Annotated in this window: 27 protein-coding genes; 10 read left to right on the forward strand and 17 right to left on the reverse strand. The window is 75.9% G+C overall.

The genetic code is table 11. The annotated features are described in order from the left end of the window. Positions 1–164 precede the first annotated feature (164 nt). Positions 165–1,547: a phosphoribosyltransferase family protein gene (locus ACME2J_RS01335; protein WP_495543056.1), complete on the forward strand. Its 1,383-nt coding sequence runs from the start codon at positions 165–167 to the stop codon at positions 1,545–1,547. Here ACME2J_RS01335 and ACME2J_RS01340 read toward each other — a convergent pair. Next, positions 1,510–2,838 (reverse strand): formylglycine-generating enzyme family protein, encoded by a 1,329-nt coding sequence (locus ACME2J_RS01340; protein ID WP_495543057.1) that lies wholly within the window; start codon positions 2,836–2,838, stop codon positions 1,510–1,512. The two genes, ACME2J_RS01335 and ACME2J_RS01340, sit on opposite strands and share 38 nt — an antisense overlap. A gap of 183 nt (positions 2,839–3,021) precedes the next feature. Here ACME2J_RS01340 and ACME2J_RS01345 point away from each other — a divergent pair, with 183 nt between their 5' ends. After that, positions 3,022–5,694 (forward strand): cation-translocating P-type ATPase, encoded by a 2,673-nt coding sequence (locus tag ACME2J_RS01345; RefSeq protein WP_495543058.1) that lies wholly within the window; start codon positions 3,022–3,024, stop codon positions 5,692–5,694. Between the two features lie 10 nt (positions 5,695–5,704). Here the strand turns inward: ACME2J_RS01345 and ACME2J_RS01350 are convergent, their stop codons facing one another. Further along, positions 5,705–5,827 (reverse strand): hypothetical protein, encoded by a 123-nt coding sequence (locus ACME2J_RS01350; protein ID WP_495543059.1) that lies wholly within the window; start codon positions 5,825–5,827, stop codon positions 5,705–5,707. A gap of 65 nt (positions 5,828–5,892) precedes the next feature. Between ACME2J_RS01350 and ACME2J_RS01355 the strand changes: the two genes are divergently transcribed. From ACME2J_RS01355 to ACME2J_RS01380, 6 genes are all read left to right on the forward strand, one after another. Beyond that, positions 5,893–6,537, forward strand: coding sequence for an HD domain-containing protein (locus ACME2J_RS01355; protein ID WP_495543060.1), 645 nt, complete (start codon positions 5,893–5,895; stop codon positions 6,535–6,537). A 75-nt stretch (positions 6,538–6,612) separates the two neighbouring features. Further along, positions 6,613–7,044, forward strand: a complete 432-nt coding sequence (locus tag ACME2J_RS01360) for a DUF2267 domain-containing protein (RefSeq protein ID WP_495543061.1) — start codon at positions 6,613–6,615, stop codon at positions 7,042–7,044. Positions 7,045–7,068: 24 nt separating this feature from the next. Then, on the forward strand, positions 7,069–7,851 hold the full coding sequence (locus ACME2J_RS01365) for a ribosome hibernation promotion factor (RefSeq protein ID WP_495543062.1): 783 nt from the start codon (positions 7,069–7,071) through the stop codon (positions 7,849–7,851). Between the two features lie 10 nt (positions 7,852–7,861). Then, positions 7,862–8,713 (forward strand): TIGR01458 family HAD-type hydrolase, encoded by an 852-nt coding sequence (locus tag ACME2J_RS01370; RefSeq protein WP_495543063.1) that lies wholly within the window; start codon positions 7,862–7,864, stop codon positions 8,711–8,713. After that, positions 8,710–9,108 (forward strand): archease, encoded by a 399-nt coding sequence (locus tag ACME2J_RS01375; RefSeq protein ID WP_495543064.1) that lies wholly within the window; start codon positions 8,710–8,712, stop codon positions 9,106–9,108. The genes ACME2J_RS01370 and ACME2J_RS01375 overlap by 4 nt, the downstream gene beginning before the upstream one ends. Next, positions 9,101–10,546, forward strand: a complete 1,446-nt coding sequence (locus ACME2J_RS01380; protein ID WP_495543065.1) for an RtcB family protein — start codon at positions 9,101–9,103, stop codon at positions 10,544–10,546. Before ACME2J_RS01375 ends, ACME2J_RS01380 begins: the two co-directional genes overlap by 8 nt. A 4-nt stretch (positions 10,547–10,550) precedes the next feature. Here ACME2J_RS01380 and ACME2J_RS01385 read toward each other — a convergent pair whose 3' ends face one another. Genes ACME2J_RS01385 through ACME2J_RS01435 form a run of 11 tightly spaced genes read right to left on the reverse strand, consistent with a single transcriptional unit; the run spans position 10,551 to position 19,593 of the window. Beyond that, positions 10,551–11,285, reverse strand: a complete 735-nt coding sequence (locus ACME2J_RS01385) for an ABC transporter permease (RefSeq protein ID WP_495543066.1) — start codon at positions 11,283–11,285, stop codon at positions 10,551–10,553. Next, positions 11,282–12,013 (reverse strand): ABC transporter ATP-binding protein, encoded by a 732-nt coding sequence (locus ACME2J_RS01390; RefSeq protein WP_495543067.1) that lies wholly within the window; start codon positions 12,011–12,013, stop codon positions 11,282–11,284. Before ACME2J_RS01390 ends, ACME2J_RS01385 begins: the two co-directional genes overlap by 4 nt. Next, positions 12,010–12,612, reverse strand: a complete 603-nt coding sequence (locus ACME2J_RS01395) for a V-type ATP synthase subunit D (RefSeq protein WP_495543068.1) — start codon at positions 12,610–12,612, stop codon at positions 12,010–12,012. Before ACME2J_RS01395 ends, ACME2J_RS01390 begins: the two co-directional genes overlap by 4 nt. Further along, the gene (locus ACME2J_RS01400; RefSeq protein ID WP_495543069.1) at positions 12,609–13,988 is read right to left on the reverse strand and encodes a V-type ATP synthase subunit B; all 1,380 of its coding nucleotides are present in this window, start codon (positions 13,986–13,988) and stop codon (positions 12,609–12,611) included. Before ACME2J_RS01400 ends, ACME2J_RS01395 begins: the two co-directional genes overlap by 4 nt. After that, positions 13,985–15,706, reverse strand: coding sequence for a V-type ATP synthase subunit A (locus tag ACME2J_RS01405; protein ID WP_495543070.1), 1,722 nt, complete (start codon positions 15,704–15,706; stop codon positions 13,985–13,987). Before ACME2J_RS01405 ends, ACME2J_RS01400 begins: the two co-directional genes overlap by 4 nt. Further along, complete coding sequence (locus ACME2J_RS01410; protein ID WP_495543071.1) at positions 15,703–16,203, reverse strand: V-type ATP synthase subunit E; 501 nt, start codon at positions 16,201–16,203, stop codon at positions 15,703–15,705. Before ACME2J_RS01410 ends, ACME2J_RS01405 begins: the two co-directional genes overlap by 4 nt. Next, positions 16,200–16,421: a hypothetical protein gene (locus tag ACME2J_RS01415; protein ID WP_495543072.1), complete on the reverse strand. Its 222-nt coding sequence runs from the start codon at positions 16,419–16,421 to the stop codon at positions 16,200–16,202. Before ACME2J_RS01415 ends, ACME2J_RS01410 begins: the two co-directional genes overlap by 4 nt. After that, positions 16,418–16,840, reverse strand: coding sequence for an ATP synthase subunit C (locus ACME2J_RS01420; RefSeq protein WP_495543073.1), 423 nt, complete (start codon positions 16,838–16,840; stop codon positions 16,418–16,420). The genes ACME2J_RS01415 and ACME2J_RS01420 overlap by 4 nt, the downstream gene beginning before the upstream one ends. Next, positions 16,837–18,252, reverse strand: coding sequence for a V-type ATPase 116kDa subunit family protein (locus ACME2J_RS01425; RefSeq protein ID WP_495543074.1), 1,416 nt, complete (start codon positions 18,250–18,252; stop codon positions 16,837–16,839). Before ACME2J_RS01425 ends, ACME2J_RS01420 begins: the two co-directional genes overlap by 4 nt. After that, positions 18,239–19,189, reverse strand: coding sequence for a hypothetical protein (locus ACME2J_RS01430; RefSeq protein ID WP_495543075.1), 951 nt, complete (start codon positions 19,187–19,189; stop codon positions 18,239–18,241). The genes ACME2J_RS01425 and ACME2J_RS01430 overlap by 14 nt, the downstream gene beginning before the upstream one ends. Continuing rightward, the gene (locus ACME2J_RS01435; protein ID WP_495543076.1) at positions 19,165–19,593 is read right to left on the reverse strand and encodes a hypothetical protein; all 429 of its coding nucleotides are present in this window, start codon (positions 19,591–19,593) and stop codon (positions 19,165–19,167) included. The genes ACME2J_RS01430 and ACME2J_RS01435 overlap by 25 nt, the downstream gene beginning before the upstream one ends. A gap of 358 nt (positions 19,594–19,951) precedes the next feature. On the opposite strand from ACME2J_RS01435, the gene ACME2J_RS01440 reads away from it, so the two are divergent. After that, positions 19,952–21,961 carry a M48 family metalloprotease gene (locus tag ACME2J_RS01440; RefSeq protein WP_495543077.1) on the forward strand — a complete coding sequence of 670 codons (2,010 nt, stop codon included), beginning with the start codon at positions 19,952–19,954 and terminating at the stop codon, positions 21,959–21,961. A 13-nt stretch (positions 21,962–21,974) separates the two neighbouring features. Beyond that, the gene (locus tag ACME2J_RS01445; RefSeq protein WP_495543078.1) at positions 21,975–22,226 is read left to right on the forward strand and encodes a hypothetical protein; all 252 of its coding nucleotides are present in this window, start codon (positions 21,975–21,977) and stop codon (positions 22,224–22,226) included. Positions 22,227–22,228: 2 nt separating this feature from the next. Here ACME2J_RS01445 and ACME2J_RS01450 read toward each other — a convergent pair whose 3' ends face one another. The 4 genes from ACME2J_RS01450 to ACME2J_RS01465 all read right to left on the reverse strand — a co-directional run. Further along, complete coding sequence (locus ACME2J_RS01450) at positions 22,229–23,179, reverse strand: Acg family FMN-binding oxidoreductase (RefSeq protein WP_495543079.1); 951 nt, start codon at positions 23,177–23,179, stop codon at positions 22,229–22,231. A 109-nt stretch (positions 23,180–23,288) separates the two neighbouring features. Next, the gene (locus ACME2J_RS01455) at positions 23,289–24,134 is read right to left on the reverse strand and encodes a hypothetical protein (protein WP_495543080.1); all 846 of its coding nucleotides are present in this window, start codon (positions 24,132–24,134) and stop codon (positions 23,289–23,291) included. A 3-nt stretch (positions 24,135–24,137) separates the two neighbouring features. After that, a complete protein-coding gene (locus ACME2J_RS01460; RefSeq protein ID WP_495543081.1) occupies positions 24,138–24,803 on the reverse strand; it encodes a hypothetical protein in 666 nt (221 codons plus the stop codon). Next, a partial coding sequence (locus ACME2J_RS01465) for a TlpA family protein disulfide reductase (protein ID WP_495543082.1) occupies positions 24,797–25,747 on the reverse strand: 951 nt, incomplete at its 5' end. The genes ACME2J_RS01460 and ACME2J_RS01465, both read right to left, overlap by 7 nt.

Genomic DNA, 25,747 nt, shown 5'->3' on the forward strand with positions numbered 1-25,747 from the left:
CGAGCGCGAGGGTCACGCCTCGAGGCTCGCACCGCTGGTGGGCCCTGACATCGGCGGCTTCCACGGATGTCGTGGTGAGGACAAGTACGCGCACCGCCGGCCCGCCACGGAATCGGGGTTTCCTACTCATGACCGCGCCGCGGAGCGGACCTAGCATCGGACGCGTGCGCCGGACGTTCGAGGACCGCCGCGACGCAGGCCGCCGGCTCGCCGAGAGGCTCGGGTCGCTGGCCGACGAGCATCCCGTCGTCATCGGGCTCCCACGCGGCGGGGTGCCCGTCGCCTACGAGGTCGCCCGAGCCCTCGACGCGCCGCTCGACGTCCTCGTCGTCCGCAAGATCGGGGCTCCCGGCAACCCGGAGCTCGGGATCGGCGCGGTCGCCGAGGGCGGGGTGCGCTTCCTCAACGAGGAGTCCCTGCGGCTCCTCCAGGTGAGCCCGGAGGAGCTCGGGCACTCCGTCGCCCGCGCCGAGCACGAGCTGCGGGAGCGCGTGCGCCGCTACCGCGCGGACCGGCCGCCGGTGGACGTCGCCGGCCGCACGGTGCTCCTCGTCGACGACGGCCTCGCGACCGGCGGGACCGCCCACGCGGCGGCCCGCTGCCTGCGCGAGCGCGACCCGAAGCGGATCATCCTCGCCGTCCCGGTCGGCGCGCCCGAGTCGATCGCCGAGCTCGAGCCGGAGTTCGACGGGATCGTGTGCCCGCTGCGGCCGGAGCGGATGTGGGCGATCGGGTACTGGTACGACGAGTTCGGCCAGACTCCGGACGAGGAGGTCGTCGCCCTCCTCGCCCGCGCCGGCGCCACACGCGCCGCGCCGGAGGCCGCCGGAGGCGACCCGGCCACCGCCGGCGGCGACCCGCCGCGCCACGAGGAGGCGCGGATCCCCGTCGCGGGCGGCGACCACGTCGTCGGCGACCTCAACGTCCCCGCGGACCCCCTCGGCGTCGTGGTGTTCGCGCACGGCAGCGGCTCGAGTCGGCACAGCCCCCGCAACCGCCAGGTCGCGGCCGCGCTGAACGAGGCCGGCCACGCGACGCTGCTCATGGACCTCCTCACGGTCGCGGAGGAGCGTCACCGGGCGAACGTCTTCGACATCGAGCTCCTCGCCGGACGACTCGCCTCCGCGACCCGGTGGGTGCGCGGGCAGCCCGACCTCCGAGACCTGGGCGTCGGCTACTTCGGCGCGAGCACCGGCGCCGGGGCCGCGCTGTGGGCCGCCGCCGGCCAGGGCGACGAGGTGCAGGCGGTCGTCTCGCGCGGCGGTCGTCCCGACCTCGCCGGGCCGCGCCTCGCCGAGGTGCGCGCGCCGACGCTCCTCATCGTCGGCGGGTACGACGACATCGTCATCGAGCTCAACCGCCGCGCGCTCGCCCTTCTGCGCTGCGAGGCCGAGCTGCAGATCGTGCCGGGGGCGACCCACCTCTTCGAGGAGCCCGGCACGCTCGAGGCCGCCCAGAAGCTCGCCATCGACTGGTTCACGCGGCACCTCGCGCCTCCGGGCGTCGACGCTACCGGGCCCCGCGGAAGCCGAGACCCGGCGTCGTGAAGAACGGGTCGAGGCTCGACTGCACCGCGAACGGCCCCGCCGACGGGCCGCTGTTGTAGCCGCCGCCGCGGATGAGCGCCGCGGGATAGCGGAACGGGGTGGCGAAGCTGAAGCACGTCTGGTCGTCGGTGACGCCGGTGCCGCCGCCGCCCCACGTTCCGCAGCCGTCGGCGTGGTCGTTCCAGTCGCCCGTCCACTCCCAGACGTTCCCGACCATGTCGTAGGTGTCCCACGCCGAGGCGCAGGCGGCGATCGCGCCGGTCGCTCCCGGTCCGCTCATGCTCGCCGTGTTGCACGTCCCCGTGTCGGGAGTGCCCGCCGCCGCCATCTGCCACTCGGCGTTCGAGGGCAGGCGCTTGCCGGAGTTGGCCAGCGCCTGCTGGGCCTGGAACCAGGTGACGTTGCGGGCCGGCGCGACGCCGGCGACGGACCGCGCGAAGATCTTGCCCTTGCAGTCCTGACCGTCGGCGGCGCACGGGAGCGTCCCGGTGATCTGGCTGCCGCCGACCGGCGCGTCCCAGATCGAGGCCTCGTAGCGGTCGATGCAGACAGCGCCGACGCGGACCATGACGTCGCCGGTCGCGAGCCCCTCGTTGCAGTCGGCGGACCACGCTGAGGCGCCGGTGTCGCCCTTCGCACCGGGTGGACCGGCGGGGCCGGCGGGGCCGGCGGTCACCGCGGCGAGGATCTGGGCGGCGTCGAGCCCGTCGAGACGATCGGCGTTGAGGCCCGTCGCGATGCCCGTGGCGTTTGTCGAGAAAGGTCGCGCCGAGGGGTTCACCACGTCCGGGTCGCCGACCGTGATCCGCCCGACCTCTGCTCCGTCGGTCGCGAACTGGAAGGCGTGGCCGTCGGCGAGGTTCGAGCCCCGGAGGCAGGTCGAACGTCCGCCCTTCGGCGAGCGGCACCCGTAGATCGCCGCGCCTCCTGCATCGGCCCCCTCGGCGACGTTCGACTGGCGCGTCACGTATCCGCCCTTGCTGCCCGTGCTGCGGTCGATGTCGCCGATGATCTCCGTCTCGCCCTGCGTCGTGCCGTTGCGGACCGCCTCGCGCAGCGGATCGCCGCGGTCGGCGAACGACACGCCGGTCACGAGGGCGCCGAGCAACGCGGCGGCCGCGAGGACGTCGCGTAGGCGCCCGCGGCGCTGGGGGCGCCGGGGCCGCTGTCCGCTGCCGGCGTCGCCGTCCCAGCGGGCCGTCGAGGCCGGTCCGGCACCGGTGACCCGCAGCGCCCACTCGGCATCCCACGTCGACTCGTCGACCGGTTCGGGGCGTGGATCTCGGCTCATCGTCTCTCTGCCTCTCCCGTTCGGATTCGTGCACGCGATGCTCGGGGACCGGCCACGGGTCCGCCATCCGCTGCGACTACCGCCCCCGGCTCAGTGACGACTACGCCTCGCCGCAGGAGCCTGCGGGCTGTCCCGGATGTCGCACGGACGTGGAGGACGGAAGCTGCGGGGACACCCGACGCGATGCACCACCTCCCCGCCCACGAGGCCCTGCTCGTGCTCGAGGCGCACCCCGACCGGGGCCTCACCCGGAAGGAGGCGGCCGTCCGGCTCGAGCGGCACGGCCCGAACGTCCTTCCCCGCGTCGAGCGACGTGGCGCGCTGCGGCGCCTCGCGCTGCAGTTCCACCATCCGCTCATCTACGTCCTCCTCGCGGCGGCCGCGGCGACGTTCGCGATCGGCGAGCCGGTCGACGGCTCGGTGGTCCTCGGCGTCGTGCTCGCGAACGCGGCGATCGGGTTCCTCCAGGAGGCGCGGGCGGAGCGGGCCCTCGACGCCCTCACCGCGCTCGTCACGGTCGAGACGAGCGTCGTGCGCGACGGCGAGACCCGCCGGATCCCCGCTCGGGAGCTCGTGCCGGGGGACATCGTGCTGCTCTCCGCGGGCGACAAGGTCGGGGCCGACATGCGGCTCGTCGCCGTGGACGGCCTGCAGATCGACGAGTCGGCGCTCACCGGCGAGTCGGTGCCGGTGCGCAAGGACGAGGACGTCCTCCCGCCGGAGACGGTCCTCGCCGACCGGGCGAACATGACGTTCTCCGGCACGCTCGTCACCTCGGGACGCGGCCGAGCGGTCGTCGTCGAGACGGCCGGCGACACGGAGCTCGGACGCATCCACCGGCTCCTCGGCGAGACCGCCGAGCTCGAGACGCCCCTCACCCGGCGACTCGCGGCCTTCAGCAAGACCCTCACCGTCGTCATCCTCGCCCTCGCCGCCGCGACGTTCGGCGTCGGCCTCGCCCGCGGCGAGTCGGCCTCGGACATGCTGCTCGCGGCGGTCGCCCTCGCCGTCGGCGCGATCCCGGAAGGCCTCCCTGCCGCGGTGACGATCGCCCTCGCGCTCGGCGTCGGCCGGATGGCGCACCGCCACGCGATCGTGCGCCGGCTGCCGGCGGTCGAGACGCTCGGGTCGACGACGGTCATCTGCACCGACAAGACCGGGACGCTCACGCGCAACGAGATGACCGTGCAGGCGATCCTCGCCGGCGGCGTCGCGTTCGAGGTCGAGGGCACCGGCTACGCGCCGGAGGGGGCGATCACGCTCGACGGGCGTCCCATCGCGCCCGGCGACCATCCGGCGCTCGAGGCGTGCCTGCGGGCCGGCGTCCTCTGCGGAGACGCCGACGTCGTCGAGCGGGGCGGCCGCTGGACGGCGGTCGGGGACCCCACCGAGGCGTGCCTCGTCGTCGCCGGGGCGAAGGCGGGGCTGCATCGCGCCGGCGAGCTCGCGGATCGCCCGCGCCTCGCGGAGCTGCCGTTCGACTCGGAGCGCCGGTTCATGGCGACCGTCCACCGCCGCCCGGACGGCGGCGAGGAGGTCTTCGTGAAGGGCGCCGTCGAGAGCGTCCTCGCGATGTGCGCCGAGGCGATCGGCGACGACGGCACGGCGAGCGCGCTCCCGAGCGCCGCGATCCTCGACGCCGCCGCCGTGCTCGCGGACGAAGGCCGACGCGTCCTCGCCTTCGCCGTCGGCGACACGAGCGCCGTCGGCGGCGATCGCGACCTCGAGCACCTCGACGGCCTGCGCTTCGCCGGCCTGCAGGCGATCGCCGACCCCCCGCGGCCCGAGGCGATCGCCGCCGTCGCGGCCTGCCTCGAGGCGGGCGTCGCGGTGAAGATGATCACCGGTGACCACGCGGCGACGGCGGGTGCGATCGCCCGCCGCGTCGGGCTCGCCGGCGACGCCGTCCCTCGCGTCGTGAGCGGGAGCGAGCTCGCGGCGTGCGACGCGCGAGACCTCGGGCAGCTCGCCGCCTCGACGCACGTGTTCGCCCGCGTCTCGGCGGAGCAGAAGCTGCGGCTCGTGGAGGCGCTGCAGGCGGAGGGCGAGGTCGTCGCGATGACCGGCGACGGCGTCAACGACGCGCCCGCCCTCAGCCAGGCGAACATCGGCGTCGCGATGGGCCGCAGCGGCACGGAGGTCGCCCGCGAGTCGGCGGACATCGTCCTCGCCGACGACGACTTCGCCTCGATCGAGGCCGCCGTCGAGGAGGGCCGTCACACCTTCGACAACCTCAAGAAGTTCATCGTCTGGACGCTGCCGACGAACGGCGGGGAGGGCCTGCTCATCCTCACCGCGGTGCTCGCCGGGGCCACGCTGCCGATCCTGCCGGTGCAGATCCTCTGGATCAACATGACGACCGCGGTGCTCCTCGGGCTCACCCTCGCGTTCGAGCGGCCGGAGCCGGGCCTCATGCGACGCCCGCCGCGGCTGCCCTCCGAGCCGCTCCTCACCGCCGACGTCATCCAGCGGACGGTCCTCGTCGCCGTCCTCCTCCTCGTCGGGTCCTTCGGCCTCTTCGAGCTCGAGCGGAACGACGGAGCGCCGATCGACGAGGCCAGGACCGTCGCGGTGAGCCTCTTCGTCGCCGTCGAGATCCTCTACCTCTTCAGCTGCCGCTCCCTCACCGGCCGCGCACGCGACCTCGGGCTGCTCTCGAACCGGTGGCTGCTCGGCGGGGTCGCGACGATGGTCGTCCTCCAGCTCGCGTTCACCTATGCCGCCCCGATGAACGACCTCTTCGGCAGCGCCCCGCTCGACCTCGCGACGTGGGCGCGGGTGTGGGCGTTCGCGCTCGTCGCGTGGGCGGTGATCGAGACCGAGAAGCGGATCCGGCGGCGGAACGGTCGGGCCTGAGCGCCGGCCGTCAGCCCGCGCCGGGCTCGGGGAGCGGCGCCGGGTCGGGGCCCGGAGGACCCTCCGGGTCGGGCATCGGCGGCGCGGGATCGGGGGCCGGCGGCCCCGGGACCTCGTCGTGTCGGGGCGACATGACGCCCACTTTGCGGGACGGCGCCGCCGGACGCAAGCCAGGCCTGCCCTACCATCCGCCTCCGCATGAGCGACGCGGCCACGGATCCGGCGAGTCCCCCTCCGTCTCCGGCGCTGACCGACCGCTTCTTCGCGGCGGGGGCGCTCGCCAACGAGGTGCACGGCGGCCAGCGCCGCCTCGGCACGGGCGTCCCGTACGCCGCGCACCTCCTCGTCGTCGCGGGCCTCGTCCTCGAGGATGGCGGGGACGAGACCCAGGCGATCGCCGCCCTCCTGCACGACGCGGTGGAGGACGGCGGCGGCCGGCCGGTGCTCGAGCGGATCCGCACCGAGATCGGCGAGGACGTCGCCGCCATCGTCGAGGCGTGCTCGGACTCGCTCGACCCCGATGACACCCGCTCCTGGCGCGAGCGCAAGGCCGCCTACCTCGACCACCTCCCCGCCGTGAGCGACGACGCGGCCCTCCGCGTCATCCTCGCCGACAAGGTCCACAACGCCCGCTCGATCGTCCGCGGCCATCGCCACGAAGGCCCCGCCTTCTGGGAGCGCTTCCCGAGCCGCACCCTCGACGACCAGCTCTGGTACTACCACGCGCTCCTCGACGCCTTCGCCGACCGCCGCCCCGGTCCGCTCGTCGAGGATCTCCGCCGCGCCGTCGCCGAGCTCGAGCAGCTCGCCGCCCGCGACGCCGGCGCCGCTGCGCCTGGCTGATCCGCAATAGGCCGCAGCGCCCCTGCGTCCACGCACGGATGTGAGCGGCACCGCGTCCACGGGAACGTGGCAGGCATGACGAGCACAGGCCTTTCCACCATGGTCGAGCGCAGCGCGGAGACCGCGCACCGCTGGTTCCGCGAGGTCGGCGCGGAGCTCGGCACCGAGGACGAGCGGGCCGCGATCCGCGCTCTGCGCGCCGTCCTCCACTGCCTTCGCGACCGGCTCACCGTCGAGGAGGCCGCCCAGCTCTCCTCGCAGCTGCCGACCCTCATCCGCGGCATCTACTTCGAGGAGTGGCGGCCCGGCGCGCCGCGCAAGCTGGAGCACGACGTCGACAGCTTCCTCAGGCACGTGCGCGACATCGGCGGGATGGCCGGAGAGACCGAGGCCTCGCACGCCGTCGCCTCCGTCGCCCGCGTCCTGCGCCGCCACGTCTCCGAGGGCGAGATGCGCGACGTCCTCGCCGTCCTGCCGTCCGACCTCCGGCCCCTCTTCGAGGGCTGACCGCGACCGCGCGAAGGAGCGACGATGCAGACGACCATCACCGGGCCGGGGACGCTCTCCGACGAGCAGCGCACCCGTGCCGAGCAGCGCCTCGCGAAGCTCGAGGAGATCGCCCAGGGACCCGTCATCGACGCGCGGATGCGCGTGTCGCACACGGAGAACCCGAGCGTCGAGAACCCCGTACGCGCCGAGGCCGAGATCGATCTCAACGGACGGGTCGTGCGCGCGCACGTCTCCAGCGCGACGCCCGAGCTGGCGATCGACGACCTCGCCGACCGCCTCGAGCGCCAGCTCCGGCGGATCGCCGAGGAGCGCCTCACGCGGCGCCGTCGCGACGGCGAGGCCGAGGACGGCGCGTGGCGCCACGGCCAGCTGCCGACGAAGCGCCTGCCGTACTTCCCACGCGCCGCCGGCGAACGGGAGGTCATCCGGCGCAAGACGTTCGCGGCCGAGCCGATGAGGCCGCTCGAGGCGACGGCCGACATGCTCGACCTCGACCACGACTTCTTCCTCTTCCGCGATGCGGACACGGGCGCCGACGCGGTCGTGCACCGCCTGCGCGACGACGAGAAGATCGGGCTCATCGAGCCGTCGGGCGCGAGCCCGGACGTCGACGACCGCTGGCTCGTGATCGAGGCGAACCGCTTCTCCGAGCCCGTGCCGCTGCGGACGGCGCTCGACGAGATGGACGCCGTCGAGCACCGCTTCCTCTTCTTCGTCGACGCCGACTCGGGGCGCGGCAGCGTCCTCTACCGACGCTACGACGGCCACTACGGGCTCATCGAGCACGAGTCCGCCGCGGGCTGACCACGCCGTCATGGGCGAGGACCCCGTCTCGACCGTCGGGCACGACGTCGAGGCGGCCCTCGCATGCGCCCGCGCGGCGCTCGTCGACATCGACGGCGTCGTCCACGTCGCGGGGACGCCGGTCCCGGGGGCCGCGGACGCGGTCGACCGGCTGCGCTCCGCGGGGATCGCGCTCCGCTTCCTCACGAACACGACGTCGCGGTCACGGGCGGGCGTGCTCGACGGCCTGCGGCGCGCCGGCGTCGACGCCGGCGAAGAGGAGCTCCTCACCCCCGCGTCGCTCGCGCTCGCGCACTGCCGGGAGCGCGGGCATCGCCGCGCCGCGCTCCTCGTGAGCGACGACCTGCGCCCCGACCTCGAGGGCGGCCTCGAGGCGGTCCCGGCCGACGGGGCGGGGGAAGCCGACGTCGTCGTCCTCGGCGATCTCGGCGAGGGCTTCACCTACGACGTCCTCAACGCCGCGTTCCGCCGCCTCATGGCCGGCGCCGAGCTCCTCGCCCTCCAGAAGAACCGCTTCTGGCAGACCGCCGACGGCCTCGCGCTCGACGTCGGCGCGTTCGTCGCGGCCCTCGAGTACGCGAGCGGCATCGAAGCGACGGTCGTCGGCAAGCCGTCCCCCGCGTTCTTCCGGATCCCGCTCGAGGAGATGGGCGTCGAACCCGCCGAGGCGGTGATGATCGGGGACGACGTCGAGAGCGACATCGGCGGGGCGCTCGCGGCGGACGTGCGCGCCGTGCTCGTGCGGACCGGCAAGTACCGCCCGGAGGTCGTCGCGGCCTCGGGCATCACGCCGACCGCCGTCGTCGACTCGATGGCCGACGTGCCGGCGCTCCTCGGCCTCGGCGGCGGTCCGGGCTCGTGACCACCCGCTGGATCGACCACACCGCCGAGCTCGAGATGCAGGTCGAGGCCCCGACGGAGGGCGACGTCTTCGTCGAGGCGATGTGCGCGCTCACGGAGCTGCTCGGCGATCCCGACGGCGACGGCGCGGGCGAGGTCGTCGCGATCGAGGTGACCGGCCCGGACCGCGGAGCGCTGCTCGCGGCGTGGCTCGAGGAGCTCGTGTTCCGCGCGGAGACCGAGCGCGTCGTCCCCGAGACCGTGGAGGAGCTCGACGTCGGGCCCGACGCGGTGCGCGCGCGGGTCCGGATGCGACCGGCGCGCCCGCGCCACCTCGTGAAGGCCGTCACGTATCACCGGCTCGGCTTCGCGCGCACCGATGACGGGTACCGGGCGACGGTGGTCCTCGATGTCTGACCGGCCCCCGCTGCGACCGCGCCGCGTCGACGACGTCACGTGGGAGATCCCCGCCGACGCGCGCGCCGACATGCGCGTCCCCGCCCGCGTCTTCGCCGACGCCACGATCCTCGACGAGATCGCCGAGGACCGCTCGCTCGAGCAGATCGCGAACGTCGCGACGCTCCCCGGCATCCGCGACGCCGCGCTCGCGATGCCGGACGTCCACCAGGGCTACGGGTTCCCGGTCGGCGGGGTCGCCGCGACCGAGCCGCCCGACGGGGTCGTCTCGCCCGGCGGCGTCGGCTACGACATCAACTGCGGCGTCCGCCTCCTCGCCCTGCCGATCACCGCGAGCGAGCTCGGCGCGCGCACGGAGAAGCTCGTCCACGAGCTCTCACGCCGGGTCCCCGCAGGGGCGGGCCGCGAGGGGTCGCTCGCGCTCGACGACGCGCAGCTCGACCAGGTGCTGCGCGAGGGCCCGCGGGCCCTCCTCCACGGGCACGGCATCGGGACCGCCGAGGACATCGTCCACACCGAGTCGGAGGGCCGGCTCGACGGCGCCGATCCGCGCGCGGTCTCCGAGCGGGCGCGGCTGCGCGGCGCCGACCAGCTCGGGACGCTCGGCTCCGGCAACCACTTCCTCGAGGTGCAGCGGGTCTCCGAGATCTTCGAGACGGACGCCGCCGCGGCCTACGGGCTGCGGCGCGACCAGGTGACCGTCCTCATCCACTCGGGCTCCCGCGGCCTCGGTCACCAGGTGTGCACCGACCACGTCCGCCGCATGGACGCCGCGCAGAAGCGGTTCGGCATCACGCTCCCCGACCGCCAGCTCGCCTGCGCGCCGATCTCCTCGCCCGAGGGCTGCGAGTACCTCGCGGCCATGGCCGCGGCCGCGAACTTCGCCTTCGCCAACCGCGCGGCGCTCGCCCACCGCGTGCGCGAGGCGGTCGCCGTCACGCTCGGCCCGGCGGCCGCCGATGCGACACACCAGGTCTACGACGTCGCGCACAACGTCGCGAAGCTCGAGCGGCACGGCGGCCGCACGCTCTGCGTGCACCGCAAGGGCGCGACCCGTGCGTTCCCGCCCGGCTCCGACGAGATCCCCGAGGTCTTCCGCGAGGCCGGCCAGCCCGTCTTCATCCCGGGGAGCATGGGGACGAGCAGCGCCGTGCTCGCCGGCCGGCCGGGCGCGATGGAGCGCTCGTTCGGGACGACCTGCCACGGCGCCGGGCGTCGCATGAGCCGCACGGGCGCCCGGCGTCAGGTGTCCGGCGCCGAGGTGAAGCGGGAGCTCGAGGCGCGCGGCATCGTCGTGCGCGGCGCGTCGCAGCGCGGGCTCGCGGAGGAGGCGCCGTTCGCCTACAAGGACGTCGACCGGGTCGTCGGCGTCGTCGAGCGCGCGGGACTCGCCGCGCGCGTCGCCCGTCTCGTGCCGCTCGGCGTCGTGAAGGGCTGAGACCTCACGGCGTCCGGCGCCGGAGCGTCGCCGCGCCGAGGACGAGCGCGAGGACGATGCATCCCGTCACGACGCCGACGTCGAGCCACAGCCGGCCGTCGAAGTCGTCGGCCGCCGCCTTCGCGAGCGCGTCGTAGGCGTAGGTGAACGGCAGTGCGGAGGCGATCGTCTCGAGGGTCTGCGGCATCTGCTCGCGCGGGACGAAGAGCCCGGCGACGAGCAGCTGGGGCATGATGAACGCGGGCATGAACTGCACGGCCTGGAACTCCGTGCGGGCGAAGGCGCTGAGGAGGAGCCCGAGCGCCATGCCGAGGACCGCGTTCCCGACGGCGAGGAGGACGACCGCCCACACCGGTCCCGCCGTGTCGACGCCGAGGAGGCCGAACGCGACGACGGCCGTGACGGTCGCCTGGGCGGCGGCGAGCGCGGCGAACGCGAGCCCGTAGCCGACGAGCAGGTCGAGCTTCGCGAGCGGCATCGACATGAGGCGCTCGAGCGTGCCGCTCGTGCGCTCGCGGAGCATCGCGATCGACGTGATGAGGAACATCATGATGAGCGGGAAGAGGCCGACGAGCGGCGCGCCGACCCGCTCGAAGGCGCCGGGTCGCTCGTCGAAGGCCCAGCTGAGGAGCGCGAGGAGCGCGGGCGGGATGACGAAGACCATCGCGACCGTCCGGCGGTCGCGGCGCAGCTGGGCGGCGACGCGGCGGGCCGTCGCGAGCGTGACGGCGAGGCTCACCCCTCCGCCCTCGCGATCCGCAGGAACGCGTCCTCGAGCGTGCGGGCGCCCGTGCGCTCGAGGAGGTCGCGCGGCGGCTCGTCGGCGACGATGCGCCCCTCGCGCATGAGGAGGAGGTGGTCGCAGCGGTCGGCTTCGTCCATGACGTGCGTCGAGACGAGCAGCGTCCGGCCGCGGTGCGCCTCGGCGTGGAAGGCGTCCCACAGCTGCGCGCGGAGGACGGGGTCGAGGCCGACGGTCGGCTCGTCGAGCACGAGGAGCTCCGGCTCGCCGAGGAGCGCGACGGCGAGCGAGCAGCGCGACCGCTCGCCGCCGGAGAGCGTGCCGACGACCTGCTCCGATCGGGGGCCGAGGCCCGTCGTCTCGACGACCTCGTCGATCCGGCTCCGCGGCGCGCCGAGCACCCGCGCGAAGTACGCGAGGTTCTCGCGCACGGTGAGATCGGCGTAGACCGACGGCGCCTGCGTGACGTAGCCGACGCGGCGGCGCAGGCCCGGCGTGCCGGCCGGCTCGCCGAGGACCGTCACCTCGCCGCCGGCGACGACCTGGACGCCGACGATCGCGCGCAGGAGCGTCGTCTTGCCCGATCCGCTGGGGCCGACGAGCCCCGTCACGCGGCCGGCGGGGACGCGCACCGAGACGCCGGGGAGGACGTCGCGACCACCCCGGCGCACGACCAGGTCGCCGACGACGACGGCCGCCGATGCCGCGGCTCCCGCGCCGCTCATCGCCCCGCCACCCATCGCACGCGCACGCCGTCCTCGCGCTCGAGCTCCTCGAGCGCGATCTCGAGCGCGGTGAGCGCGTCCTCGTGGGCGGGGATCCACCGCCGCTCGATCGCGTTGCGGCGGAGCGCCGTCGCGCGCAGGTCGCTCTCGACGCGCGCGAGGGCCCCGGCGAGCACGGCGTGGCGCACGCCGGCCGCCAGCGCGTGCCGATGGGCGTCGGCGGCGACGTGCAGGGCGGCGCTCGCGCCGACGGGCAGCGGCGCGTCGGACGGATGCACGTCCGCGTCGGCCGGGCAGGTGACGCCGAGCACCGTCTGCCACCGCACGTCGACCTCGGCCTCGCGCCCGCCCGTGGCGCGCGCGATGTCGACCTGCCTCTCGCCGCCCATGACCGCGGCCCGTGTCAGGGCGCCTTCCGCGTCGCGCGCCGCCCGCTCCCACTCCTCGCGGGCGGCGGCGACGAGCGGCGCGAGCCGGCGCCGCTCGTCCTCGAGCGCGCGCTGCTTGGAGTCCAGGAGCTCGGCGCCGCGCCGCGCGACGGCGAGGCGGTGGGCGAGCCACGGCCGGCCCGCACGGCCGGGTGGATGCCGGACGTTCATCCGCCGGCCTCCACGTAGCGGGCGTCGAGCGCCTCCTCGGAGAGCATCGTGAGCTCCGCGCGCGGGAGCCGCGAGACGACGCGCCAGCCCCGGTCGAGCGTCTCGTCGAGGGACCGCGCCTCGTCGGTGTCCTGCGCGATGAGCTCGGACTGCATCGCTGCGGCGAAGTCGAGCCGGCGCCGCTCGGAGGGTGAGAGGGCGTCGGCGCCGAGCACCTCTGCGAGCTCGCGGGCGCGCCGCGCCTCGGCCGCGAGCGCGTAGAGCTGCGCGGAGAGCTCGAGGTGGTCCTCGCGCGTCCGGCCGGGGCCCGCGCCTCGCCGCATGAGGCGCGAGAGCGACGAGAGCGCGTCGAACGGCGGGTAGAGCCCCTCCGCGTGGCGCTCGGGCGAGAGGACGAGCTGCCCCTCGGTGATGTAGCCGACCGTGTCGGGGACGGGATGGCTCATGTCGCCGGCGGGCATCGTGAGGACGGGGAGCTGCGTGACGGAGCCGCGCCTGCCCTCGATGCGTCCGGCCCGCTCGAGGAGCCCCGCGAGGTCGCTGTAGAGGTGGCCGGGGTAGCCGCGGCGCGACGGGACCTCGCCGCGGGCCGAGGAGACCTCGCGCAGCGCCTCGCAGTAGCTCGTGAGGTCGGCCATGACGACGAGGACGTGCCTGTCCCCCTCGAACGCGAGGTGCTCGGCGATCGTGAGCGCGACCTGCGGCACGATGATGCGCTCGACGAGCGGGTCGTCGGCGGTGTTGAGGAGGACGGCGAGGTCGCCTTCCGCCGAGCGGCTCGCGAGCGTCGCGCCGACGTCCGCCGCGTCGGCGTGCGTCATGCCGATCGCGGCGAAGACGACGGCGAAGGGCTCGCCGCCGGCCTGCGCCTGCGCGGCCACTTGGGCGGCGAGCTCGAGGTGCGGGAGGCCGCCGACCGAGAAGATCGGGAGCTTCTGGCCGCGGACGAGCGTCGCGAGGCCGTCGATCGCCGAGACACCCGTGAGCACCGGGTCGCGCGGCGTCGCGCGGCGTGCCGGGTTGATCGGCGCGCCGGCGACCTCGCGCTCCTCGGACCCGAGGATCGGCGGTCCTCCGTCCATCGGCTCGCCCCGGCCGTTGCAGACGCGACCGAGCCACCCCTCCCCGACCGGGATCCTCAGCGGCGCGCCCGAGAACGCGACGCGGGCCCCCGCGGTCCCGATGCCCTCGGTGCCCTCGAGCACCTCGACGACGGCGAGGTCGTCGGCGACCTCGAGGACGACGCCGTGACGGCGCTCGCCGGAGGCGAGCCGGATCTCCGCCGTCTCGTTCCAGCCGACGCCGGCGACGTCGCCCACGACGATGAGCGGACCTCGCACGGAGTCGATCCGCGAGTGCTCGACCGGGACCCTCATGCGAGCTCCTCCATGCGAGCGAGGAGCTCGTCGCGGACCGCGCGCACGCCGTCGGCGTCCGACGGCCCCACGCGATCACGCGCGCGCACGGCGGCCGCGAGGTCGAGCGCCTCGATCTCGGCCCCGGCGACGCCGCGGCGGACGAGGTCGACCGCCCGGTCGTGCAGCGCGAGCACCATCTCGAGGAGCGCCGCCTGCTTCTCCCGCGAGCTCCACGCGTCGTTCGGGCTGAGGGCGCTCTGCTGCAGCACCGCCTCGCGCAGCAGACGACCGGTGAGGAGGATGACGCGCTCCGGATCGGGCAGGGAGGCGACCCCGACGAGGTCGGCGACGCCCTGCACGCGGTCCGCCTCGGCGAGGAGGCGCACCGCGCGGGCGCGACGCCGACCCCAGTCGGGATCGCCCTCTTCTCCGTGCCAGCGAGCGACGAGCGGAGCGTCGCGCGAGGAGGACGCCGTCCAGCCGACCGCCGGATAGTGGCGCGCGTAGGCGAGGTCGCGGTCGAGCGACCACACCGCGCGGACGAAGCGCCCCGTGTGCGAGGTGACGGGCTCGGCCATGTCGCCGCCGGGCGGCGAGACCGCGCCGAGGATCGTCACCGACCCGACGTCCCCGCCGAGGGTCTGCACGCGCGCCGCGCGCTCGTAGAACGAGGCGAGCGTCGGAGCCAGCGACGCCGGATAGCCCTCCTCGGCGGGGAGGTCGCCGGCGCGGGAGGCGATCTCGCGCAGGGCCTCGGCCCAGCGCGACGTCGAGTCGGCGATGACGAGCGCGTCGAGACCCATGTCGCGGTAGAGCTCGGCGACCGTCACCCCGGCGTAGACGCTCGCCTCACGCGCCATGAGCGGCATGTTCGACGTGTTCGCGACGAGCACGGTGCGGTCGAGGAGCGACCGGCCGGTCCGGGGATCCTCGAGCGTCGACATCTCCTCGAGGACGTCGGCGAGCTCGTTGCCGCGCTCGCCGCAGCTCACGTAGACGACGACGTCGGCGTCCGACCACTTCGCGACCTGCTGGAGGAGCAGCGTCTTCCCGGTGCCGAATCCACCGGGGACCGCCGCGGTCGACCCCCGAGCGACGGGGAACATGAGGTCGAGGACGCGCTGGCCGGTGGAGACCGGCACCGACCCGGGGAGCCTCCAGCGGCTCGGTCGCGGCCGCCGCAGGGGCCAGCGCTGGGCGAGCCGCACCTCCTGGCCGCCGACGAGCGCGACGGGCTCGGTGACGGTGTACTCGCCCTCGTCGGCGATCCACTCGACGACGCCCTCGGCTCCCGGCGGCACGAGCACCCGGGCCGTCACCGCGGGCGACTCGGGAACGGTCCCGAGGACGCTTCCCCGCCCCGCCGTCGCGCCCGCTCGCACCGACGGGGTGAACGCCCACCGGCGGTCGGGCGGCAGCGTCGGCGCGCGGGCGCCCGGGACGAGCCGCGCGTCGAGATCGCCGAGCCGGCGGAGCATCCCGTCGAACACGCCGCCGAGGAGCCCGGGACCGAGATCGGCGGTGAGCGGCCCGTCGCCCAGCGAGGCGGGCGCGCCGGTCGCGAGCCCGCTGGTGTCCTCGTGCGCCTGGACGACGGCGACGTCTCCCTCGAGCGAGATGACCTCGCCCGTGAGCCGGCGCGGACCGACCTCGACGAGGTCGAGGAGGCGCGCGTCGCCCATCCCGCGGATCTCGAGGAGCGGCCCGCTCACCTTGGTGACGACGGGCCCGCTCACGTCCACAGGCTCCGCAACCGCTCGCCGAGGGCGTCCACGCAGCGATCGGCGAGCACGGGGAGCGTGCTGTCGACCGAGCACGTGCCGCGATGTGCGCGGACGCCGCCGACGTCCGGGGGATCGAGCTCGACCGCGGCGTCCTCGCCGAGGTCGCGGTGCGCGGCCGCCGAGAGGCGGTCGAGGAGGGCCGGGTAGTCGGGGTCCTCGCGGAGCGACATCACCGCCTCCCGCGCGCGGGCCCGCAGCGCGTCGTAGGCCTCGCGCCGCGCCGCGAGCACCTCGGCGCGGATCTGCGCGTGCTCCACCGCCGCCTCGCGCGCGGCCTGGGTGCGGCCCTCGGCCTGTCCGCGGGCGCGGGCGGCGGCGACGACCTCGTCCGCCTCGCGCCGCGCCTCGGCGAGCCGGCCGGCGGCCTCCCGCTCGGCATCGGCGACGAGGGCCGCGGCTCGCTCATGGGCCTCGGCGAGAAGCGCGTCGCGGGCGGGGTCGACGGTCATGCGGGCAGAACCGTCCAGAGAAGGTCGGGACGCTCGCCGAGGCGCTGCTCGAGCGCAGCGTGCGCGGCGGGGGTGAGAAGGACGCAGGCGACGTCGCCGGGCAGGTCGTGCCAGGCGCGGTGCAGCTCGTCCGGCGCCGCCGCCGCGAACGTGAGCACGCCGGCCGCCGCGTAGCCGACGACGCGCGTCTCCTCGCCGATCGCCGCGACGCGGCTCATGCCTCGCCGATGAGGACGACCGCGATGACGAGGCCGTAGATCGCGATCCCCTCCGCGAGCCCGACGACGACCATCGCGCGCCCGAAGAGCTCGGGCTTCTCGCTGATCGTCGCGAGGGCGGCGGCCCCGGTGTAGGCGACGGCGATCGCCGAGCCGATCGCCGAGCCGGCGATCGCCACCCCGGCGCCGATGTACGCCGAGCCCGCGTCGGGGTTGGCGGCCTCGGCCGCGTCGGCCGCCTCCGCCGGTCCGGCGAGCCCGAGCGCGACAGCGACGACGACGAGGAGACCGGCGCCGGCCGCGAGGAGATTCGCGATGACGACGCGGCGCAGCGCGCGCCGTGGGGCGCGGCGGGCCCAGGCCGCGACGGCGAGCCCCACGGCGAGCGAGAGGGGTGCGGCGAGCAGGACGGGGGTCATGCGGTCTCCTGACGGTCGACGACGTCGATCTTCCACGGGGCGAAGGCCTCGCCCTGCCCCGCGTAGACCCGGCTGAAGAGCTCGTAGTACTCGAGGCGCATCGCCTGGACCCCGGCGACGAGGGCCTCGAGCGCGAACGCGGCGGCGTTGCCGACCGCGAAGAGGGCGACCCCGGCGAGCACGGCGACGACGCCGCCCTCCCACAGCGAGGTCGCGCCGTCGAGGACGACGGCGGAGAGCGCCGCGTGCATGAGGCCGAACGCGGCGAGACGGATGAACGAGATGAGGTTCGACCCGACGCGGAGGACGGCGTCGAGCACCTCGACGACGGACTCGGCGACAGCGGCACCGGAGAACCCGGCCTCGGCGAGGAAGCCGACGAGGAGGAGGAGAGCTCCCGCGACCGCCGTCGCGGCACCGGCGGCGACGAGCCCACCCGCGTCGGCGAGGACGCCGAGTCCGGCGAGCGACAGGCCGAGGAAGACGGCGAGGCCGGCGACGCCCGACGGGGCGAGCAGCGCTCCTCGCCACCCGGCCTCTCGCAGCCGGTTCGCGACGCCGATGCCGTAGCTGGCCGCGAGGAGGATCGCGCCGGCCGCGACGCCCCCGGCGAGAAGCTCGATGGGCTCCTCGAGCGGCTCGATCCAGAGCGCGTCGATGATGCCGGTCGGGCCGAAGACCTCGCCGTAGAGAGCCCCGAAGACGGCCGCGGCGAGGCCGCCGGCGATCGCGAAGGGCGCGAGGGGCCGCAGCGGCGCGAGGCGCGGTCGCCGCGTGCGACGCAGGAGGAGACCGAGACCGGCGAGGAGGAGGCCGTGGCCGACGTCGCCGAACATCATCCCGAACATCACGACGAACGAGGCGGCGGCGAACGGCGTCGGGTCGATGTCGCCGTACCGCGTCGCTCCGTAGGTCGCGACGAGCGGGCTGAACGGCGCGGCCGCCCTCCGCGTGCGCAGGAGCGTCGGCGGCTCGACGAACCGCGGCCGTGGCAGCGCGACCGCGGCAGCGCCCTCCGCGGCGAGTCGCTCGGAGAGCCGTGGCAGCTCCTCGGTCGGCACCCAGCCGACGAACGCGGCGAAACCCGACCGCCGGACCGTGGCCGCGGCCCGGCGCGCGAGCTCGACCTCCCCGGCGAGGAGATCCACCCGGCCCTGCGCCTCGAGCTCGTCGACGGGACGTGGACGCGCGGTGATCGCGGCGCCGTCGGTCGCGGGGCCGAGGTCTCCGGCGCGGCGCTCGAGCCGCCGCAGCGCCTCGACCGCATCGCCCTGCGGCCCCGGGAGCGGCCCGACGAGCTGGACGACGCCGAGATCGGCGAGCTCGACGAGCATCGCGCGCACCCGCGACTCCGGGGCGACGAGCGCGACCCGCGTCATCGGCGCGGGTGCCCCGCCCTCAGAGCGCGGCATCGTAGGCCTCCATCGCGTCGCGTCCGCCTCCGCGGGCCGCCACCTCGAGGGCGCCGGCCACCCGCGCCGCGTCGCGCGCGACGAGCGCGACGCAGCCGATCACCGTGCGCCGTCCCATGTGGACGTCGTGTGCGAGGCGCGTGGCGTCGTCCTCGACGCGACGCCACCACGCGGCCTCGCCGCGCCAGAGGTCGGCGGGCTCTCCGACCTCGTCGAGGGCCCACGCGGCGGCGGCAGGGAGAGCGTCGCGGAACGCGTCGAGGCTCTCGGCCGGCGCCCACGCGACGCCGACGCCCGGCGGCCGGTGCGCGACGAGCACGTCGGCGGGCCGACCCGCGAGGAACCTCTCGCGCGCGAGGACGAGCGCGACGGCCCCGGTCACCCACGCGTCGGCCTCCTCGACGGCCCCGAGCAGGCGCCGGGCCCATGCGAGCCGCAGGGCGATGCCGATCTCCTCGGGCGACGACGTGCCCGGGTCCCCCCACGCGCTCCCGGTGAGGCCCGCGCGGATCTCCGCCGCGCTCTGCGCGGCCTCGCAGCGCGACCACGCCGTCGACAGGCCGCCGAGGGCGAACGGCGGCGGGGGCACAGCCCCTGTGGCCAGACTCTCGAGACGGTCGTCGACGTTCGCGACCTCGAACCACCCGGCGAGGGCGCGCAGCGGCTCGAGGCCCTGCGGCGGGACCCACCCGGCGAGGACCCTGAGGTGCCACAGGAGCGTCTCGGCGATCGCGCGCTGCGCACCGGCGAGGTCGAGCCCGGGGCGCGTCCGACGGCCGTAGGCGGTGCCGGACAGCTCCTCGAGCGCCGCGGCGAGCGTCGGGGCGCCCGCGAGCCGGCGCGCGCCGGCCGAGCCGACGCGGCGCTGCAGGAGCTGACGGGCGCGGACGCTCCCCGCCACCCATCCGGGCGTCAGCGGCCGGCCGACCGCACGCACGCCACCACCTCCTCGAGGAGCGGGGCGATGCGCGACTCGAGGCCTCCGCGGATCCGCGCGACCTCCGCGGCCGCCTCCGCGCGCGCGTCGTCGAGCTCTCCGCGGACCGCGTCGCGGCGCGCCGCGGCGGCCTCGGCGCGTGCGGCGTCGGCCCGGCCACGTGCCTCCTCGAGGACCGCGGCCGCCTCGTGCACGGCACGCTCGCGCCGGCGCGCCGCCTCCGTCTCGGCCTCCGCCTCGATGCGCGCGGCCTCCGCCCCGATCGCGTCGAGCTGCTCGAGCAGCGGACGCAGCTCGGCCTCGAGATCCTCGCCCTCGGCGGGGACCCCGAGTCCTTCGGCCGGCCGCCCCGGTGGCGCGAGGAGCCGCCGAAAGCGGTCGAGGATGCGGGAGGCGGGCGGCATGGCGACCCTCAGCCGCTCCCGTCCGGGCGGACTGTCGGGTGCTCTGTCGGGTCCGTCGACATCGTGTTCCGTGGCGCGCGGCCGCGGTGCCTCCGCGAGGCCGGCGCGCGTGGTCTACCCGGATACACGCGGCTCATCCGCGTGATCTTCTTCCTCCACGCCGCGCCTGCGCAAGCGACTCGCCGTCGAGGGGAGATCCTGGGCGGGTGACACGCGCATCACCCGCGACGCGAAAGCCGGCTCGTCTCCGCGTCGAGGCGGGCGGGCCACACTCAGGACGAGCGCCGAGCTGCCGATCACGGGCGGAGTGCACTCGTCTCCGCACCGTGTCGCAGTTGCGCAGCGCGTCGCCAGGCCCATGCGATGGGGTGCCGCGCTCTACGTCTGGGGCGTGCCGCTCCTCGCGCTCGCCGGTCTCGCCGCGGTCGCCGTCGCCCTCGGCGAGCCCGCAGTCGCGCTCGTCCTCTTCGCCACGGTCGGGGCGGGTCCGGTCGTCCTCCTCGGACGCCGGCCCTCCCCGGCGGTCGAACCCGGGCACGACGTCTCCCCGGCCGAGCAGCCCGCGCTCTGGGCCCTAGTCGATCGCGCGGCGACGGCCGTGGGCGCCGCACCCTGCGACACGCTCCGGATCACCGCGGGCCCCCAGGTCGCGGCCGATCGCCGACACCGGGCGCTCACCGTGACGATCGGACTCCCGTGGCTCGCCGAGAGCGAGCAGGCGGTGTCGGCCGCCGTCGCCCGCGTGCTCGCCGAGGACCACGCCGGCGCGACGTCCCCGGCCTGGCGCCGCATCGCCGACCGGCTCGTGCTCGCGACCGCGCAGGTCGACGCGCTCGGCGTCTTCGGAGTCCCGTGGCGGCCCCATGCGCGCGGCGCGGTCCGCTTGCACGACATGATCACTCGACGCCAGGCGATGCTCGCCGACCGCGCGACGTCCCGCGCGCTCGGAGCCGACGCGCTCGCCGCCTGCCGTCAGGCCGCAGCGCGCGCCGACCTGTTCCCTCAGTGGTGGACCCGCGCCGTCGCTCCCTGTCTCGCCGACGGCTTCGCCCCGCCCATCGTCGCGCGCTGGCGGAGCTTCTCGGCCGACGACATCACGACCGACGCCGATCCGGGCGACGCGATCGTGATCGCGGACGGCCTCGAGCGCGCGGTGCTCGCCGCGGTGCTCCCCGACGATGCCGCCGACCTCGTCGAGCTGCCGAGCGAGGAGATCGCCCGCGCGGTCATCCTCCCGCGGGCCCGGGCTGCGCTCGCCCGCGCAGCGACCGAGATGCCGCTCCCCGACCTCCGGCTCGCCGAGCTCCCCGAGGTCGCCGCCGCACCTCCCGACCGCGCGGTCGCCGAGCAGTGGGCCGACATGCTCGTCGCCGCGGCGACCCTCGCGCTCGTCGACACGGAGGGCTGGGACGCCGAGGCCGCCCCCGACGGCTCGCTCCTCCTCCATCACGACGACGAGGGTCTCGCGCCGTTCGCGCTCATCGACGCGCTCGCCGAGGGCCGGCTCGACGCCGAGGATTGGCGCCGCTTCGTCGACGACGCGGGGATCGGCGACGTCCTCGTCGCTCCGCCCGCGGCGGCGTCCGCGGAGACGATGGACGAGGTGCCCGTCGCCGTGCCGCCAGGCCCGTCCTTCGTCCTCCGCCTCACGCTGCCACCCCGCCGGGCCGTCTCCTTCGCGGCGCTCGCGCTGCTCGCTGCCCTCGCCGCGCCGGTCGGAGCGCTCGCGCTCGCGGGTGGGCTCATGTCCCCGCCGGACGGGCTCACCGCGGGCGGCCGCGTCTTCATGGTCGCCTTCGGCCTCTTCATGCTCGGCGCCCTCGTCGTCGTCGGCCAGGCCCGGCTGCGCGTCCTCCTGCAGCGAGGCACGCTCACCGTGAGCGCCGACGCGGTCCGCGTCGACCATCCGGCGGTCCTCAAGGCTCCGCTCGTCGTCCCGCGGGCGTCGGTGCGCAGCGTGCACGTCGACGACGGCGACTGGTCGAGCTGGTGCCGCTTCCCGTTCGGCGACGTCGAGAACGCCGTCGCCGTCGGCTTCGAGCGCTCGCCGGAGATCAGCTGGCTGTGGACGGCGGGCGAGGGCTGCGCCCTCCCGCTCCTCGGAGACGGCACCGAGACGCCGAACGTCGCGCTGCTCCTCGACGACCCCACGCTCGAGCCGCGCGTCCGCCGCAGGACGTCGTCCGGACCGCTGCGCGGGGAGGCGCTCGCCGGGCTCGCCTTCGCCGTCGAGGACGCCGACGCCGCCCGCGCCGCCTTCTCGCCGTGGGGCCTCACCCGTCTGGGACGCCAGGACGACGCCGTGCGTCTCGCGGAGGCTCTCGCCCGGACGACGACCTCGGTGACCCCCGACACCCCCGCCACCTGAGAGAGGACCTCCCTTGAGACTCGAGACGAACGACTCCACCGCCGCCCTGCGACCCCGCGTCGAGCTCGTGCGCAGGCGCGACCTCCGCAACGCGTGGCTTCTCATCGCGATCGGGCTCCTCGTCCCGTTCCTCGCCGCGTGGGGCGCGGCGATCGGCCTGCGTCTCCGCACCGAGGACGGCGGGGGACATCTCGCGCTCATCGGGCTCGGCACCTCGATCTTCGTGATCCGGCTCGTGCTCTTCTTCACCGGCACCTGGCCCTGAGATCACGCCGCCTCGACGACGTCGTCCACCGGCCGGCGCGGCGCGGGGTCCGGTGTCCCCTCGGGATGACCGAGGCGGAGGAGGAGCTGCGGGACGAGCCCGTCGGGGAGGAGCGCGGCGAGGCGCGGGCGGAGGTCCTCCAGCTGGATCGGCTGGTTGAGGTACGACGCCTGGACGTCGTGGGCGCAGGCGACGAGGAGGAGGCGCTCCAGAGCCTGGCCCGCGGTGATCCACGCCGCGGGGTCGTCCCGCTCGGTCGCGACGACCGCGAGGAGCGGCGTGTGCTCGACGAGCTCGGCGTCGCGGTGGGCCGTCCCCCGGCCGACGTCGACGTGCGTGACGACGAGACGCGTGATGGGGGCGACGAGGCCCGGCACCGGGAGCCCGTCGCCGACGCGGCGCGGATGCATCCACGCGGCGAGCTCGCGGCGCCAGCGGGGGTCGTCGAACTGCCGGCGATCCCCCTCCTCGACGAGCTCGGTGACGGTCGGTCGCGCATCGTCGTCGAGCGGGACGAGGCGCGCGCCCTCGGCGGCCGCCGCCTCGGCGAGCATCTCGACGAGCGCCGCAGCGACCGGCCGGTCCCGGAACGGCCGTCGCACCGTTCGCCGCCCGGCGAGTGACGCGGCCGCCGGGAGCCCCTGCTCCGGCTCCCCGTCGCCGAGCCGCGCGACGGCGAGGCGGTCGCCGTCCGGCCCGTCGGGAAGCAGCGTCGTCACGAGGCCGAGCCCCTCGTGGGCGGCGGCGACGCGCGCGTTGAGCCACGCCGCCCCGCAGCTCACCGTGAGCTCGCGGTCGTGCGGGTCGTTGACGGGCAGCGCGCGCGTGCGGTCGGCGTGCAGCTCGACGCGGTCGTCGCCGAGGCGGAAGAGCCACGGCTGCGTGTTGTGGGAGGACGGCGCGAGGACGGCCGCCTCGACGAGGGGCCGCAGCGATGGGCCAGGGGGACGCATGCCGCGATGATCGCGGTCGTGGCCGGCGCCGCCATCCGGGGCTTCCCCCGGATCGCCGCGGTCATCCCGCGACGCCGGCGTCGGCGCCGCGGCCGGTCCGGTCTCGGCCTCAGTCGATCTCGACGCGGAGGAGCACCGATTCGGTGACCCCGTCGTCCTTGTGACGGAGCCGGGCGACGAGCACGTCGCGCTCCTCGAGCGCCGTCGTCCAGAGCGTGCGCGTCACGCCGCCTCGCGGCCGGGCCGGCCGGCGCGGCGCGCGGCCACCGGGATAGCCGGCGCCGTGGAGGTGGCGGCCGGGCTCGTGCCCGGCATCGCGGCGGACGGTCGGGGCGATGTCGTAGATCGTCCGGTCGTCGGAACCGTCGCGATCGCCCCTCGTCTCGCCGAGGCGGAGCCGCTGGCGCTCGAACGTCGCGTGGACGTAGACGAGCCGGCCGTCGCGGATCGAGGGGTTGAGGAGGACGGCTCCCCGGCGCCGGCGCAGGAGGCGGTCCCGGCCGCTGGGCAGGTGGACCTCGCGGAGGACCGTCCCCTTCGACGTCGCCTCGTGGAAGACGAGCGTGTCGCCGTCGAGCGCGGGCCGGCCGAGCTGCCCGGGGAGGCGGACCGTCGCGACGTCCCGTCGCGAGCCGTCAGCGAGCGAGATCGCGACGAGCCGGTCCTCGCGGTCGTCACCGACGCGCACGACGAGCCACGACGACGAGATCGCGAACGGGCCGGCGCCCGCCTCGGGGAACGCGTTGAGCTCGACGCCGGTGTCGAGGCTCGTGACGTGGATCGCCCCGTCGCGGCGCTCCGCGACGAGCCCGCCGCCGAGCGCCGGGTGCGTCCCGGTGAGCCGCGTGAGCTCGCCGTCGCGCGAGAAGACGCCCGTCGAGTCGGGGGTCTGCCACGCGATGTCCGACGCGGACGCGCTCGGGTCGGTCCCGCTCCTCGCGACGAGCTCGGCCATGGCTCAGGCCGCCCCTGCGGCGAGGACGACGGCGCCGGCGGCGAGCGTCACGCCGGCGGCGGTGCGCAGAGCCCGCAGCGCCGCGGGGCGCTCGGACATGAGCACGAGCGCGGACTCGCCGACGTCGCGGTGGGCGAGCGGCGCGAGGACGACCACGGGCAGCGCCCGACCGAGCCCGAACGCCAGGCCGACGACGAGCCCGGCGACGGGGTCGCCGAGCGCGACGCACGTCGCGGCGAGCGCGGGCAGGGCGAAGGTCAGGACGTAGGTCGTGAAGCCGAGCCCGAGGAGCACGCCGTAGCCGCCGGCGGCGACGGGCAGGGGCAGCGCCCGCCGCCAGTGCTCGGGAACCTGCCGGCGCACCTGCGGGACGATCGCCGTCCCGCGCACCTCGAGGACCGCGGCCGCCGCGAGCGTGACGGCGGCGGCGACCGCCGCCGCTGCGGTGCCCTCGCCGCCGAGGAGCGACCCGGCGAGCGCGAGGGTGCCGAACGTGAGCACTCCGCCGGCGAGCGCGCCGGGGACGAACGCGACGAGGGCGCCGACCGTCCGCCGCACGCCGCCCGCGTGACCGGACGGGCCGAGGGTCGCGATCATCGAGAGGCCGCAGGGCGACCAGGAGCCGACGGCTCCCGCGACGGCCGCGGCGATGGCGAGCGCGGTCAGCATGGCACCTTCGTGTCGTAGTACAGGACGCAGAAGACCCGGCGGCCCTCGTAGCAGTAGCCCTCGAGCGCCCGGTCGCCGTTGATGCGGCGGGTCCCCGTCGCCGTGCAGCAGTCGACGAGCTTGCGGACGCGGCCGTCGCAGCAGCGGTGCCACGAGCCGTCGATCCGCGTCTTGAGGCGGAAGCGCCGGGCGACCTCGTCGCAGACCCGGCTGCGGGTGGCGGGCGGCAGCGGGCGCCCGTCGGTGTCGGTGAGGCGCTCGCCGTCGTCGGAGAGAGGGAAGCCGTCGTCGTCGATCGGGCGCCCGAGATCGTCGACCTTCGCGCCGTCGCCGGCGCGCAGCGGGCGGCCCTTCGCGTCGATCCGCGGCAGCCCCGTGGGGTGCGGGCAGCCGTCGGTCGTGTAGATGTGGCCGCAGAAGTGGTAGGCGTCGGCCTCGCCGGGTGCGACGAGCGAGCCGACCGACGAGGCGACGGCCGCCGAGCCGGCGACGGTCGCCGCCCGTGCGAGGACCGTGCGGCGCGAGGTCATCTCGCCGAGCGTCGCGTACCGCTCCCGCGCGACCTCGACGACCGACGAGAGCTGGCGCGCGGTGTTCACGGTGCCCTTCGCGACGACGCGACCCTCGGGGTCGACGACGACGGCGAACGGCGCGCCGGGAACCTCCGCGGCCGCCCACACCTCGCGGTCGCGCTCCTCTTCGTAGGTGCGCAGGACGACGTCGCCCTCCTCGACGATGGCGCCGAGCGCCGGGGCGAGCTCACGGCAGATGCGGCAGGTCGCGGACGTGAAGACCGCGAGCCGCAGCTCGTCGCCGACGGGCGCCGGCAGCCAGTCGGCGAGCGCCGACTCCGCCCCGAGCGCCGGGCCCTCCGCGGCGACCTCGAGCGCGCTCTCCGGCGCACGGGGCCGCAGCCATGCGGCCGCGGCGAGCGCGAGGAGGAC

It is taken from the genome of Paraconexibacter sp. (assembly GCF_059438195.1).